Here is a 13794-nt window from a genome sequence, read left to right as displayed (position 1 = left end):
TGAACCTGGCTTATAGCCAACGCCCCACCACCACGCGGATGGTGCCATCCTCCAGCACTTCTTCGGCCTCGATGGTATAGCCCTGCTCACGGGCTGAGCGCAGCAAACTTTTGTGGGCGTAGCGCTGCAAAATCGGCTCCAGAAAGGTCTTGGGATCGATGCCCGCCCCCCACAGATCGGCCACCAGCTCGTAGTGATCCCCGTTGCGACGAAACCCGATGTCGAAGCCATTCTTTTGCCGGATCACCAGATCGGCGCGGGTGCGGTTCCAGAGATAGCCCCGCAGGCTGGCATTCCGCTGCACAGCGTAGCCCAATTCCTTCAGAGTCTCTTCCAGGAGATCGGCGTCTTTGATTTGCACTTGCAGGGTGGTGAAGTGAGACATGGCCCTTCCAATCCTTTGACCGATGGAGACCGGATCCTCACTATAAAGCGCCCTTGGGGTGGTGGAAGAAATGTAAACCATCCTGCGGTGGGTCGAGCGAGCGGAACGCAGCTCCCCCTTTCTCCCGCAGGAGTGCAACACACCTGGGCCTGGAGGGTCGCTGGGCTGGCCTGACCTGCCTTCTTATGTAGGCGCGCGCTGCGGCATTCGCGATAGCGGTACGGAGCACCAAGGCTGAGGCATCCGCGCCTAGCGTGTTCGGTGATACAGAAATCTTAGATCTGCATCTAGTGTCCAAAGTCGAGTATTGGCGATAACTTCCACTAGGTTTAGAGGCAGAAGCAAAAACCCGTCCCACAGGGATCCGTCCTCATCTGTTTCCGGCTGAGGTTGTCGGCGATGACGTGCCAAATTCACCTCAAGGCATTCCAAAAACCTGCTGATGAACCTTTCTATTCCCTGCCGAGCAAGCCCTTCCGATAGTTCTGCAAACAGAAATATCCATTTCTAGTTCTAACAAAATGAGTGAAAAAATTTGCTTTCTTAGCTTATGAGCAATCTGATTTGGCATCAAAAACTTGTTGATTGTTTAGAACAATCTTTCGTAACTTTCCTAAGCCTTAAATCCAGGCTTATGAAATGGTTAATTTCTCGGCCACCCTTTTAGTAGAGTTTTTAATCAACAAAATGGGCAGCTAGACGCTCCTAATAGAGTCTAGTGAGCCAGACTCAATAAATTTAGTGAGTCAAGCACTCGATTCTGGCTCAAGTTTTTAGAGTTAAAGCCTTTACGAAAGGGCTTTTGTGCTGGTATGAATAAGGTGCTGTTTGCAGAAAGGTCAGCTTCACACAGGAAGACGGCTTGATGCAACAACAGGAGAAGTGGCGATTCTGACAGGACATGAATTTATGGTGTGGGGTTTGATATGTCGGAAAGTCTTGACTTGCAAGATGCGGTGGGGCGTTTCTTGAAGACGATTGGGCGCTACTCGTTGCTCACCGCTGAAGAAGAACTCCGTTTGGCTCACCAGGTGCAGCGGATGGTGGCGCTCCTAGAACAGCGGCAGCCCCACGAGTCGGTGGAAGATTGGAGCCGGCGGTTGGGGATCCCCTTGGCAGAGCTGCAGCAGATCCTGCGGCAGGGGGAAGCAGCCAAGAAACGAATGGTGGAGTGTAACCTTCGCTTGGTGGTGTCGATTGCTAAGCGCTATCGCAATCGCGGCTTGCCGTTTCTGGATTTGATTCAGGAAGGCACGATCGGCCTCACCCGCGCCGTGGAAAAGTTCGATCCCACCCGTGGTTACAAGTTCTCCACCTATGCCACTTGGTGGATCCGGCAAAGTGTGAACCGGGGCATCCAGAACAAGGGGCGGATGATCCGTCTGCCGGCCCACATGTACGAAAAGGTCTCCCAGGTGAAGCGGCGCTACCGCGAGTTATCTGCCGAAAGGGGATCCCGTCCCCAAGCGGAAGAAGTTTTTGATTCTCTGGATATTGGCGATAACTACCGGGAGCTGATCACCCGCCACATGGCAGAGATGCGTTCCTTGAATGTGGGGGTAGGGGATGAAGACGGCACCGAGCTGCAGCACTTCATCCCAGATGAAGACAACGACCCTGTTGAACACCTAACCCAGCTTGCCCGTCGAGAGGAAGTCCGCGCGCTGGTGGGCCAACTGAGTGAACGAGAACGACAGGTGATCGTGGCTCGCTATGGGCTGGATGGATCGAGGGGCCTAACGCTGCGGGAAATTGGGGAGCACATCGGCCTTTCGCGAGAGCGAGTCCGACAAATTGAGCGGCGGGCCTTGCGGAAATTGCGGCGGCTGCAACAGGAATACTCCACGCCCAAAGCTGCCAAACCCTGGGTTAACGGGAACCTGTAACCGTTTGCGTCAGCGGTGCGCAGCACTGTAGAAAGGTTTTTTCACCACTTCGGCAGGCTGGCGCTGCCCCCGAATTTCAATTTCCAGCCGGGATCCCACCTTGGCCCAAGCCGGAGCGACATAGCCCAAGCCGATGCCGTAGCCCAAACTGGGAGAATGGGTGCCGCTGCTTACCCGTCCGATCGGCTCGGGGGAGTTGGGAGCGTAGATGGCATAGCCGCTGCGGGGAATGGCCCGTCCGCGATAGGGGTGCGGAACACTTTCCAACATGCGAAACCCCACCAGGTGGCGAGGGATCCCTTGCTGCCGTTGGCTTTCGATGGCGGGCTTGCCGATGTAGTCCCCTGGGTTGTTCACCAACCAGCCCAAGCCGGCTTCTAAGGGAGTGGTGCTCTCGTCCATGTCCTGCCCGTAAAGATGGAAGGCAGCCTCCAGGCGCAGGGTATCGCGGCAGCCCAGCCCACAGGGTTGCACGCCGGCCTGGATCAGTTGCTCCCAAAGGCGGATGCCGTCTTCGGGGCTGAGCATAACTTCAAAGCCATCTTCTCCGGTGTAGCCGGTGCGGGCCACAAAGATAGTCTCTCCCGAGGTTCCCGCTGCTGTGGCAAACCGACCGTGCTGAAACCGGCGCAAAGCCTTCAGGGATCCCTCTAAAAAGGGCTGGAGAACCTCCTCGGCTGCCGGCCCCTGCACCGCCAACAAGACCCGAGTGTCGGAGTGATCCTGAAGGTTGACTCCGGGGATCCCTTGGAAGTGGTGGTTGAGCCAATCCCAATCCTTCTGCCGGGTAGCTGCATTGACGATCACGCTCCAGTGCTCCAGCTCACCCTCCGGTGGATGCCGGTAGAAGATGACATCATCCAAAATGCCCCCCAGCGGATTGAGCAGGACGGTGTAGCGACCGGATCCCACAGGAACAGCGCTCAGATCGCTGGGAACCAGACGGCTGAGGTGGGATCCCAGCTCCGGCCCCCAGAGGGTGAACTTGCCCATGTGGGAAATGTCGAATGTCCCCACCCTCTCCCGCACTGCCCGATGTTCTGCTATCACTCCCCGATACTGCAGCGGCATTTCCCAGCCGGCAAAAGAGACAAATCGCGCCCCCAAAGCTTGATGAAGGGGGAACAAGGGGGTGCGCTGCAGCGGGGTTGAACTCATCAGGGATCCCTTTGGCGTCCAGCGTAACGACCAGAATAAACTCACCGTCGCGCATTTTGGGGATCCTGTCCATCGACGACGGTGGGAGCTGGTACCCTGGGTCTTCTCCACACCCTGAGCTGCGTTGGCAACCTGTAGGGATCCCTGCGGTTTTACCGAAAAAACGCCGTAAAGCCCTGCCCTTGAGGGCAGGGATGTAAGGCGCAGACCGTTTTATCCCTTCAGGAACGCTGTTCGCGGTAGCGGTGCGTAGCACTTTAAAATAGCAATATGTTGGTCAGAGAAGCCAAGCTGCTCAACGGCACAGCAGAGCAGTACCAAGCTCTGGATGAAGCCATTCGCACTGCGCAGTTTGTGCAAAACAAGTGTCTGCGGTACTGGATGGATAACCGGGGCGCGACCAAAGCGGTTCTGTATTCCCTCTGCAAGGACTTGGCCAAAGAGTTCCCCTTCGCCCGCCAGCTCAATTCTGCCGCCCGTCAAGCTAGTGCCGAAAGAGCTTGGTCTGCCCTCTCCAACTTCTACCGCCGTTGCAAGAACAAAGAGCCAAGGAAAGGCTATCCGCAGTTCAAGAAGAACTGTCGGTCGGTCGAGTACAAGCTGTCCGGCTGGAAGCTGTCTCCTGACGGCATGTCCATCACGTTCACCGACGGCTTCAACGCAGGAACATTTGCCTTGTACTGCAATGGTGAGGCAAGACACCATATCCTAAACTCCAAAATCAATCGGGTGCGGGTGATACGCAGGGCAGATGGGTACTATGCCCAGTTCTGCTTGGATGTGGAGCGCAAGGAGCAGGGAGAATACACAGGCAATGTTATTGGCATTGACTTGGGCTGGAAGGCTTTCTACACCGACCAGAACGGCAACTCTGTAGAGTGTCCAAAGTTTCTCAGACGCAGCGAAAGGAGGTTAAAGCAGCACCAGCGCAGATTAAGTCAGTATCGGGAGGAATACACAACTTCACTTGCCTTGTGATATAACTTGTGATATAATAATACTGCGGACACCAGGAACGGTTGTTTAAGGCACTGGTAACGGTCGATTGGGGGTGTCGTAAACCATCCCAGAGGTCCGTGGTTAGTTTACTAACTGCAGGGCTACTAAAAGCCTACTCTGTACCGCGAAGCAGTCAGGGTCGGGTAGTTTACTTGGCGGATCCCCCTACAGTCAACTGGCCCAGCACGTTGATATCAAAGGTGAAATTAATTGTCACCGAGTTGCCCTCATAAGCCTCAGGCAGGGGCAGGAAGGGGGCTGCCCTCTGGATAGCCGTCAGCGCCGCATCGTCTGTTTGTTGGCTGCCGGACGTGCGCCCCAGGCGAATGCTCTGCAGATCGCCAGCTCGACCCACTGTAAAGATCACCACTGTGCGGCGCGAGGTACCGGTCTGCCCAGGGATCCAATTTTGCTCCACTTTCCGCTGCAAAGCGGCCAGCCAGGGGCCCCAATCCACATCGGCCCGCGCTGCCACACTGGGGGGATTGGGAGCGGATTGGGTGGGGTTGGCCAATCCACTGGCTCCACTGCCCTGGATCCCGGCTCCATTGCTGGGAGCAGAAGCACTGACCGGAGGTCCCAACTGGGAAGAATCAGAGGGCCGCTGGGCGGGAAGAACCTCTGTCACCGGTTGCGGAGCGGGCGGAACGGGAGCCAATTGGCTGGGATCCGAAACCCGCTCGCTTGGCTGTATGGGCAAGGGCTCCGCAGTTGGCGGGGGAGTGGGCCTTGGGGAGGGAGCAGCCGCCACAGGCGGTGGAGTTTGGGTCGGAGTAGGTCTGGGGACAGGCGTGGGAGGGGGCGGTGCCGCAGTCGGGGTCGCGGTGGGCTGAGGGGGAGCGGGGGTTGGGGTAGGCGTGGGCTTGGGTGGAGGGGTTGGAGTTGGGGTTGCCAGGGCAACTGCAGCCGGGGCAGGTGGTGGTGGAACAGGGGCAGGCGGTGGCGGTGGTTGGGGTCTTGGCGGCGGCGGCGGAGGGGCCTCCTGGGGAGGGGCGGCCTGAGATTGAGGTGGACTGCCTTGAGACGGAGGGGCTTCTACCCGCTCACCCCCATCGCGGGAATCAACTTCTGAAACCAGATCTGCTTCCTCTGGGGGCTGCAGATCTTCTGGATCCAGAAGGATAAACTCAATGGCTTCTTGTTCTGGCTCGCGAGTGAGCCAAAGCCGCCCCAAGTGGAGCAATCCCAGCAGCACCAGCACGTGCAGCAGCAGCGACAGCGCCACCATCCAAAAAAAGTTGCGAGATTCATCCTCGCGGCGGCGCTGCTCAATCCAGATGCTGGTCATAGCCAAGATTGCCCTTTCCTTTCTTCAACGCTCTCAACACACCGAGTTGTCTGTTGCAGACTGGGCCACGGGGGTAACACCCCAGCTAGTGTTATAGCATCCGAGCAGTTGGCACTCCTGCGCAAAGGCGTATAGTCTATCTCGGGCTCGGGAAGGGATCCCACCTTGCAGCAGCTCTAAGATCGCCTACCTTGAAAAGAGCGGGGATCCCATTAGCCGGGGAAAAGCCCCACAGCTCGGGGTGCTGGCTCTGATGTTGGCTGGTGGGGCACTTTTGGTGGCTTTTTAGGAGCGACGTTATGGAACCCATCCGCTTTCATCTGGCCTTTCCAGTTGCCGATATTGCCTTGGCCAAGGCCTACTACGGCGATGGCTTGGGCTGTGAGATCGGTCGAGAAACCTCTGCTGCCGTTATTTTTAACCTGTACGGCCATCAACTGGTGGCACACCTCACCCACGAAGAGCTGACGCCCCAGCGGGGCATCTACCCTCGTCATTTTGGCCTGATCTTCCCTACCCAAGGGGATTGGCAGGCGCTGGCCGACCGTGCCTTGGCGCGGGCCTTGCCCTTTTATCAAGAGCCGCGCTGGCGCTTTGTTGGCACCCCCTTGGAGCATGGCACCTTCTTTTTGCAGGATCCCTTCTACAACCTGCTGGAGTTTAAGTACTACCGCCACGCTTCCGCCATTTTTGGGGAGCGGGAGTTGGCCTTGGTCGGGGACAGTGCTTCCCACCGCTCGCGCGAACGATCCCCGGCCCGCTCAAGTGGCATGTAGTGCAAACAGGAGGAACCTTTGGCCACTCAACCCCTGCGTTCTGGCCCTGCGCGCGGCCCTATCTGGCAGATGGATTTCAACGCCGTCCCCCTGCGGGATGAGCAGAACCGAAGGGTTTGGGAGCTGTTGGTATGCGATCCCACCGGCCGGTTTCGCCAAGCGCAGTATTGCAGTAACCAAGAGGTGAATAGCACCTGGGTGGCACGACAGTTGCGGAGCTACCTCGAAGCGGCTCCCCAGCCTCCCTCGGCCATTCGTGTGTTTCGAGCCCGCATGAGTTCCATCCTGCAACGGGCCTGCGATGCGGTTGGGATCCCGATGCTGCCCAGTCGTCGCGTTTACACCCTCAAAGCTTGGATGCGAGAACGGGCAGAGCAGGTTTACCCTCAAGAGACTCAGTTTACCTACAGCCCCGAACCTCCTGTGGATCCGGATCCGCCGGATCCCATCCGTCTGCCGGACAAGTTGCAGGGAGAACGCTGGGCCTTCGTGACCTTGCGAGCTGAGGATCTGCGGGAAGCCGACGCCTGGCCGATAGAATTTGGCGAGCTTTTTCCGGTTGCCTGGGACACTTTGACGCCCGACACATTGGCACCAGTGGTGCGGAGCACCCTCATTCCCGGCTTGGTGATTACCTCGCAGCGGGCTTTGCCGATGGCAGCCTGGATGAGCGGTATGGAACCCGCCTACTTGAGTGTGGCAGACGGACGGCTACTGCTCGAGGCGGGCCTCAACGATTGTTATCTGTTTGCACAATTGAGAGATGAAACACTGCGAACAGAGGCAGAAGTCTTTGCCCAGCGCCAGCAGCAGGCCCAGGGGCTCCACTTTCTTGCCATTCAAACCGATCTCAGGGCCCAGTCTTTCGCCGGCTTCTGGCTGATGCAACATCCGCTGTAAGTAGCAGCCGTTACAGCCTGTTTGTAAATTACAGTCATTTCAAACTAGATTGAGACACTCCCCAAACGCTCCGCGCCGCTGCCGCGACCACCCCCAGCTCCTCTCCCAGAGGGAGAGGGGAGTTAGAGACCAATGCGACAGAAATGTTTCATTACCTGTTTAAAAAATGACTACACTACTTGAAATGACTGCGTTTTCGATTCAAACTAGGGCCCTGCATCCGCACCCAAAACCTTGAATGCGCAGGGCCAGAAGGCTTTTCAAGGACTCCGTCCCGCTGGCGCGATCAGTGGCCCAGGCGTCTCACCCTAACCTGAAACGACGCTATTCGCCAAAGAGAGAAGGGATCCTCACTAGGAAAACACAGCCTCCAGCGCCTGCAAGGTCTTTTTCACCTTGGCCTGGGCTGCCTCCACCTCGGGTTGGTCATAGGCTTTGGCGGCAAAGTCTAGTTGTTCTAAGCTGCGGCCCATCTCCTTAGCCAGGCGCAGCACTTCCCGCTTTTGTTTATCTGGCAGGGTAGCCGCCAGGCCGGTCAAGGTCTTACGAGTGAGTCCCATCGGCCCGTGGATGTAGGAGCGGATCTCCAACCAGTCCTCCGCCTCCACCAGGCTTTGCAGCCGCTCTACCTGTTGCTCCAGTTGTTGCAGCTCTCGGGGCAGGCCAGCAGCCGCTTGCACAGAAAGGGATCCCAGCCACAGCCCCAATGTCAGGATGGCAACCAGCAACACACTCCGCCAGCGACAGATCATCACATACCTCCCACATGCCTGCAACAGGCTTGACTTCTTGGCCATGATTGCCATCAGCTTTTTGGCAATCATTTGGTAATCAAATGAATAGTTTACCCGCTGGCTGCACCTCAGCCCCTTGGCTGCCTCTCGAAGAGCACAGCAAATCGGTTAGGCTAGGGATGTAAAAGAATGTAAATGGCACTCTCATGCAACGCATCATCCTCATGACCGGCAAGGGTGGAGTCGGCAAAACCTCGATGGCGGCGGCGACCGGCTGGCGTTGTGCCGAGATTGGCCTGAAAACTTTGGTGCTGAGCACAGATCCGGCCCACTCTTTGGCCGATAGCTTCGATCAGCCCTTGGGCCATGAGCCGGTCGAGGTCAAACCTAACCTTTGGGGAGCGGAGTTGGACGCCCTCAACGAACTGGAGCTGAATTGGGGATCCGTCAAAACCTACATTACCCAGGTGTTGCAGGCGCGAGGGCTAGATGGGGTGCAGGCACAGGAGCTGGCGATTTTGCCAGGGATGGATGAGATCTTTGCCCTAGTGCGGGTGAATCGCCATTACGACGAAGGCAAGTTCGATGTGTTGATCATCGACTCGGCCCCTACAGGCACGGCCCTGCGCCTCTTGAGCCTGCCGGATGTTTCTGGCTGGTACATGCGCAGGTTCTACAAACCCCTGCAGGGGCTGGCGCAAATGCTGCGTCCTATTGCCGAGCCGATTGTGAAGGGGCTGACCGGGATCCCGCTGCCCAATGACCAGGTGCTGGATGCCCCCTATGAGTTCTATCAGAAGATTGAGCGGCTGGAGCGCATCCTCACCGATAACCGCATCACCTCCGTGCGGCTGGTCACCAACCCGGAAAAGATGGTGATCAAAGAATCGCTGCGGGCCCACGCCTACCTCAGCCTCTACGGGGTGGCCACCGATTTGGTGATCGCCAACCGCATTTTGCCGGATGGAGTGGTGGATCCCTACTTTGCCGCCTGGAAGGCAGCCCAACAGAAATATCGCCAGGAAATCCACGAAAACTTTGCCCCCCTGCCGGTCTTCGAGATCCCGCTGTACTCCGAGGAGTTGGTGGGATGGGACGCCCTAGCCCGCCTGAAAAAAGACCTCTGGGGGGATCGCAACCCGGCGGACGTGCTCTATGCCGAGCAAACCCTGAATGTGGTAACCGACAACGGCCAGTACCGGCTGGATCTTTACTTGCCCGGGATCCCGAAAGAGCAGGTGGAATTGACCAAAACCGGGGATGAGCTGAACATCCGCATCGGCAACCACCGCCGCAACTTGGTTCTGCCCCAGACTTTAGCGGCCATGACCCCGGCCCGCGCCAAGATGGAAGAAGACTACCTGCGCATTCATTTTGCTGCTTGAGGCTGTAGCTGCTCTTGGTTGCGTCAGTGTTGAACGGCAACGGGGCAGCGTCAGCGCCAGATGGCACAATGAGGGTGTTCCCTACTTCTAAAGATGGATCGCCGAGGATCCCTTCTCAGAAGAGGATGAGATCATGCTGTTGCTTCGTATCTTCCTGGTGGCTCTGCTCATCGCTTTGACAGGTTGGTTTTCCCCTCCCGCCAGCGCCCTGCTCAACGACGACCGTTACGATGGCAACATCTTTGCCCTCTACGGGGCCAATGGCGGCATGATCCCCCCCCGCGTTTCCTTGAAGCAGGCGAAAGAGCAAGGGATCCCGGCCCTCCTCGTGTATTACATCGATGACAGTAGCGATTGCAAAAAATACGCCGCCACCATTGCCAACCTGCAGGTTCGCTACGGGCTGGGGGTCTATTTCATCCCCTATTCCGTCGATTCCCTCCTGCCCGGCGACGAGCGCGGCCAATACTACACCGGACAAGTGCCTCAAACCCTCCTCTTCGACCCAGAGGGAAATATCGTCTATCAATCCGTCGGCAACCGCCCCATCACCGAGGTGGAAAACGCTATTCGCGCCCTCTTCAAGTTGGATCCCGTTCCCCCAGGGCTGATCAAAGCCAAACCCTTCAACGAGATCCAAACCGGATTTGCCGGATCCCGTTCTCCCCAAGCCTACCCCCCCACAAAAGCCCAGCCGTGACGGCCAATCCCGATCCCTTTGATCCTCTCGAGGCTCTGCAGGAAAAACTCCAGAGTCTCCAGGCTCGTCTTGCCGACCTCAGAGAATTGGAGCGCATAGCCCAGCTTTCCCCTGAACAATGGGCCGAAATCCAAGCTGAAGCCAGTCAACTGGAGCAACGCCTGCAGGCTTATGTGCTAGAGGTGTTTAATCCTGTCCCCGCTACCTTTTGGCAGGTGGTACGCTTCGGCGGCCTTGGCCTGCTGCTGGGCATTGCCCTGCAGCGCTGGGTGCTGAGCTAGCCAGCACACCCCTTAAGATAAAAAAGCTCTTGGATCCCGGAGCCCTTGCCCATGCGCATGCGACGCCCTAGACCATTTAGTCTTGACCGCAAGACTTCGCGCTTTCTGCCTCTGCTGGGCCTGCTTTTGGCGCTGCTGACCCTCCTGCCCCGTTGTCTGCTGGTTGTCCAACCCGGCTACGAAGCCGTCATCTTCAACCGCCTCACGGGAGTGGAAATGACTCCCCGCCGCGAGGGGATCCATCTGCTGATTCCGGTGCTGCAGTTCCCCACCCTTTACGATGTGCGCACCCAAACCTACAACATGACCAGCCGAAGTGAAGAGCGCAGCGTCAAAGCCGACGATACCCTCACCGCTCTCACTGCCGATGGGCAACGGGTGGATCTGGATGTTTCGGTGCGCTATCGCCTGGATCCGGATCGGGTTCCCGAAATCCATCGCAATGTAGGCCCCGATTACCTGAACAAAATTATTCGCCCCGCCTCCCAAGCCGTGGTGCGCAATGTTATCGCCCGCTATTCGGCCATTGGCGTTTATTCTGAGCAACGAGCTGAAATCCAAGAACAAATTGCCGCTGAGCTCTCTCGCCTAATGCAGCCAGAAGGGCTGGTGCTGCAGAGCTTGCTCTTGCGCAATGTGGAATTTTCCAAAGAGTTTCAGTCGGCCATCGAAGCCAAACAAATTGCCGAGCAAGAGAAGCAAAGAGAAGTGTTTCGCGTAGAGCAGGCTCAACTCATCAAACAACGAATGATTGTCAAAGCCAGCGGTGAGGCCCAAGCCATCGCCCTCAAAGGGGAAGCGCTGCGCAGCAACCCGAACGTCATCCAGCTCGAGTATGTCCGCAACTTGCCCGACGACATCCAAGCCATCGTCAGCGAGCAAAACACCATCCTCAATCTGGGGGACTTTCTCAACAAGTAATCGATTCGAGAGTCCCAAGTTAGGATTGGATCCATCCAGTTCAGGTGCATCCACTCCAAGCCCGTTCTCAACAGACCATCAGCCCCAGCCCCTCTCCCAGAGAAGTGTTGCTGCTGTGCCCCTTAATTTCTTGATGGGCCGTAATTCTCGGCCTTTGCATTCATTTTGCATTCATAGAGAACCCAGCACTCTCCGGTACTCCGGGGGCCAAATACCGGGCCCGACACTCAACTGGCAAGCTGACGTAGGAGCCTGGGGAGTTGACTGGGGCATCCACTCTCCGGAGCATCTGTATCAGACTAAACAGAAGGAGGCTGCCAGGATATCTAGGCTTTGTACAATTGCTCACAAAGCCCTGGGTTGATGGGAGCATGACTCTAGTCAATAATAAGCTCAACTATACTGAAAATAATGTATAATATGTTCAGTACGGATTACTACCAGTTGATCTTTCTGTTTACTTTCGAGTCTGCCAACATGGTAGCCAAAGCAAAGCAGAAAATTGGTAGTAAGACGACACGGAAACTGCGCTTTGGGTATTCTACTCAAAGCTTTGCGGGATACCGCCATTCTGGTTGGAAACAAACAGAATGCTATCGCTGCATAGTTGAACAGTGATGTTCAGCAGTGTTCAGCGTAAATGTATCAGAAAACCCTTCCCTTTCCCGGAGCAGCTCAGTGTAAAGCCTGATGCTCTTTTTTCTCTGATGGGATTACCGTAGAGGTGTTGCTACTGGGATCCTGCAGTGACCAGCTTTTCCTGTGCCCAACTCGCCAAACTCGAGATGCCCAAGATGCCCGTGACAGTTGGGATCCCTGTCACACCTTCTGCGGATGAGGCGGATGAGACAGAGATCGGTCATCTTTTGATCGTCGATGATCAGCCCAACAGCCGCCTGCTGCTGGGGGATCTGCTGCAGAGCATTGGCTATCGGGTCAGCGAGGCCGAAAGCGGCAATCAAGCCCTGCAAATGTTGAAAACCTTCCAGCCGGATCTGATCTTGCTGGATGTCATGATGCCGGGGTTAGATGGGTTCGAGGTCTGTCGACGCATCAAAGCGAATGACGAGACACGCTTGATCCCGGTGGTATTGGTTACAGCGGCCAGCGATCACAAAAATCGCGTGCGCGGTATTGAAGCTGGGGCAGATGATTTCTTGAGCAAGCCCTTTGACGAGTCGGAATTGTTGGCGCGGGTGCGTTCCCTCGTTCGCCAAAAGCACCTCAATGAAGACTTGGATCATGCTGCTCAGGTTCTGTTCGCCATTGCCCGCAGTGTGGAAAGCCGGGATCCCACCACCGGGGATCACTGTGAGCGCCTGGCACAAATGGCCAAGAGCTTCGGCGAGTTTTTGCATCTGCCCCGTCCCCTGATCAAGGTGCTGATGTGGGGAGGTTACCTGCACGACATCGGCAAAGTGGGCATACCCGATGCCATTTTGGGTAAAACAGGCAAGCATACGCCGGAAGAGTGGGAGGTGATGAAATCCCATGTCTTGATCGGGGAGCAAATCTGCCGCCCACTACGCACCATGAAAGAGGTGTTGCCCCTCATCCGTCACCACCACGAGCGTTGGGATGGCAGCGGTTATCCCGACGGCCTCAAGGGGGAAGAGATCCCTCTGGTGGCCCGTATCTTCCAGATCATCGACATCTACGACGCCCTCACCTCGGAGCGACCTTACAAGCGAGCGTTCACCGTTCAAGAGGCCATAAGCATCTTGCGGGAAGAAACAGACAGGGGTTGGCGGGATCCCCAGTTGGTGGAGTATTTCTTTGAGTTTCTGCGATCGCGGGCGCTGGATTTGGAGTAGGCTAGATAGGGCTTACTTGTAGTGTACCAGCAGGATAGAGTCTCTTGCCGGGTGCCGATCCGCTGCGTCGTTGTGTAGGGTGTCGCCAGTTGTTTCCTCGCTCACAACTGTGGCGGCTGGTCAGACAATTTGATTCCCACCAAGTGCTTTTGGGCGGGGGTATGGGGCGCTCTGCCTATGTCTGTCGGCGGCTGGAATGTCTGCAAGCAGCCCGGCGCAAGCAACAGATAAACCGAGCCCTCAAGGCACCTGTGCCTGACTCGTTGTTCCAACGGCTGCTGGATTCTCTTGAGCAAGATTCCCAGGGACATCTCCTCCAAAAGCCTGAGCCTTAGAGGTATTCCCAATGTAGGTAAGATATTCAAAGCGCCTCTTCAGGTTCGCTAAGTTGCGAACCACACGGCAGCCCCTCTCAACTGTCAGAATGGGAGTTGGCTGGAAAACTGAGGCCAAGTGGGATGAACTGCAGAGAGGTTATTCTGGAGGCGCTGTTGACATTTGCTCGTTCTTCCTCGGTTGCTTTACTGGATGTCCCCTGTGGATGTTGCCAGAGCAGCTTCAGACCTG

The 13794-nt window shown here is 56.7% G+C and carries 14 protein-coding genes and 1 pseudogene; 11 read left to right on the top strand and 4 right to left on the bottom strand.

Going from position 1 to position 13794, the window contains the following annotated elements; all coding sequences use genetic code 11:
- Positions 1-10 precede the first annotated feature (10 nt).
- Positions 11-385 carry a DUF1257 domain-containing protein gene (locus ACVWZJ_RS01115; RefSeq protein WP_011432773.1) on the bottom strand — a complete coding sequence of 125 codons (375 nt, stop codon included), beginning with the start codon at positions 383-385 and terminating at the stop codon, positions 11-13.
- Positions 386-1311: 926 nt separating this feature from the next.
- On the opposite strand from ACVWZJ_RS01115, the gene ACVWZJ_RS01110 reads away from it, so the two are divergent.
- Complete coding sequence (locus tag ACVWZJ_RS01110) at positions 1312-2271, top strand: sigma-70 family RNA polymerase sigma factor (protein WP_414342710.1); 960 nt, start codon at positions 1312-1314, stop codon at positions 2269-2271.
- Positions 2272-2280: 9 nt separating this feature from the next.
- Here ACVWZJ_RS01110 and gcvT read toward each other — a convergent pair whose 3' ends face one another.
- The gene (gene gcvT, locus ACVWZJ_RS01105) at positions 2281-3429 is read right to left on the bottom strand and encodes a glycine cleavage system aminomethyltransferase GcvT (RefSeq protein WP_457394040.1); all 1149 of its coding nucleotides are present in this window, start codon (positions 3427-3429) and stop codon (positions 2281-2283) included.
- Between the two features lie 270 nt (positions 3430-3699).
- Between gcvT and ACVWZJ_RS01100 the strand changes: the two genes are divergently transcribed.
- Positions 3700-4407: an RNA-guided endonuclease InsQ/TnpB family protein gene (locus tag ACVWZJ_RS01100; RefSeq protein ID WP_011432770.1), complete on the top strand. Its 708-nt coding sequence runs from the start codon at positions 3700-3702 to the stop codon at positions 4405-4407.
- A gap of 169 nt (positions 4408-4576) precedes the next feature.
- Here ACVWZJ_RS01100 and ACVWZJ_RS01095 read toward each other — a convergent pair whose 3' ends face one another.
- Positions 4577-5716 (bottom strand): energy transducer TonB, encoded by a 1140-nt coding sequence (locus tag ACVWZJ_RS01095; RefSeq protein WP_011432769.1) that lies wholly within the window; start codon positions 5714-5716, stop codon positions 4577-4579.
- Between the two features lie 299 nt (positions 5717-6015).
- Between ACVWZJ_RS01095 and ACVWZJ_RS01090 the strand changes: the two genes are divergently transcribed.
- Both ACVWZJ_RS01090 and ACVWZJ_RS01085 read left to right on the top strand, forming a co-directional pair.
- Entirely contained in the window at positions 6016-6492 is a 477-nt protein-coding gene (locus ACVWZJ_RS01090; RefSeq protein ID WP_011432768.1) for a VOC family protein, read from the top strand.
- Between the two features lie 18 nt (positions 6493-6510).
- Entirely contained in the window at positions 6511-7392 is an 882-nt protein-coding gene (locus tag ACVWZJ_RS01085; RefSeq protein WP_011432767.1) for a Tab2/Atab2 family RNA-binding protein, read from the top strand.
- A 353-nt stretch (positions 7393-7745) separates the two neighbouring features.
- Here the strand turns inward: ACVWZJ_RS01085 and psbQ are convergent, their stop codons facing one another.
- A complete protein-coding gene (psbQ, locus tag ACVWZJ_RS01080; RefSeq protein ID WP_414349863.1) occupies positions 7746-8189 on the bottom strand; it encodes a photosystem II protein PsbQ in 444 nt (147 codons plus the stop codon).
- 143 nt (positions 8190-8332) lie between these two features.
- On the opposite strand from psbQ, the gene ACVWZJ_RS01075 reads away from it, so the two are divergent.
- From ACVWZJ_RS01075 to ACVWZJ_RS01045, 7 genes and pseudogenes are all read left to right on the top strand, one after another.
- Positions 8333-9511: a TRC40/GET3/ArsA family transport-energizing ATPase gene (locus ACVWZJ_RS01075; protein WP_011432765.1), complete on the top strand. Its 1179-nt coding sequence runs from the start codon at positions 8333-8335 to the stop codon at positions 9509-9511.
- A 133-nt stretch (positions 9512-9644) separates the two neighbouring features.
- A complete protein-coding gene (locus ACVWZJ_RS01070; protein WP_011432764.1) occupies positions 9645-10211 on the top strand; it encodes a thylakoid membrane photosystem I accumulation factor in 567 nt (188 codons plus the stop codon).
- Entirely contained in the window at positions 10208-10492 is a 285-nt protein-coding gene (locus ACVWZJ_RS01065; RefSeq protein WP_041436379.1) for a hypothetical protein, read from the top strand. The genes ACVWZJ_RS01070 and ACVWZJ_RS01065 overlap by 4 nt, the downstream gene beginning before the upstream one ends.
- A gap of 51 nt (positions 10493-10543) precedes the next feature.
- Positions 10544-11413 (top strand): prohibitin family protein, encoded by an 870-nt coding sequence (locus ACVWZJ_RS01060; RefSeq protein ID WP_148202707.1) that lies wholly within the window; start codon positions 10544-10546, stop codon positions 11411-11413.
- 423 nt (positions 11414-11836) lie between these two features.
- A pseudogene (locus ACVWZJ_RS01055) lies at positions 11837-12020 on the top strand (hypothetical protein); the annotation flags it as partial.
- A gap of 187 nt (positions 12021-12207) precedes the next feature.
- Positions 12208-13227: an HD-GYP domain-containing protein gene (locus tag ACVWZJ_RS01050; protein ID WP_011432760.1), complete on the top strand. Its 1020-nt coding sequence runs from the start codon at positions 12208-12210 to the stop codon at positions 13225-13227.
- A gap of 44 nt (positions 13228-13271) precedes the next feature.
- Positions 13272-13562, top strand: a complete 291-nt coding sequence (locus ACVWZJ_RS01045) for a YlxR family protein (RefSeq protein ID WP_011432759.1) — start codon at positions 13272-13274, stop codon at positions 13560-13562.
- Positions 13563-13794: the final 232 nt, after the last annotated feature.

Source organism: Thermostichus sp. OS-CIW-29 (assembly GCF_054058195.1).
The sequence above is the reverse complement of the archived record's forward strand: the minus strand, read 5'-3'. Positions and strand labels throughout refer to the sequence as shown.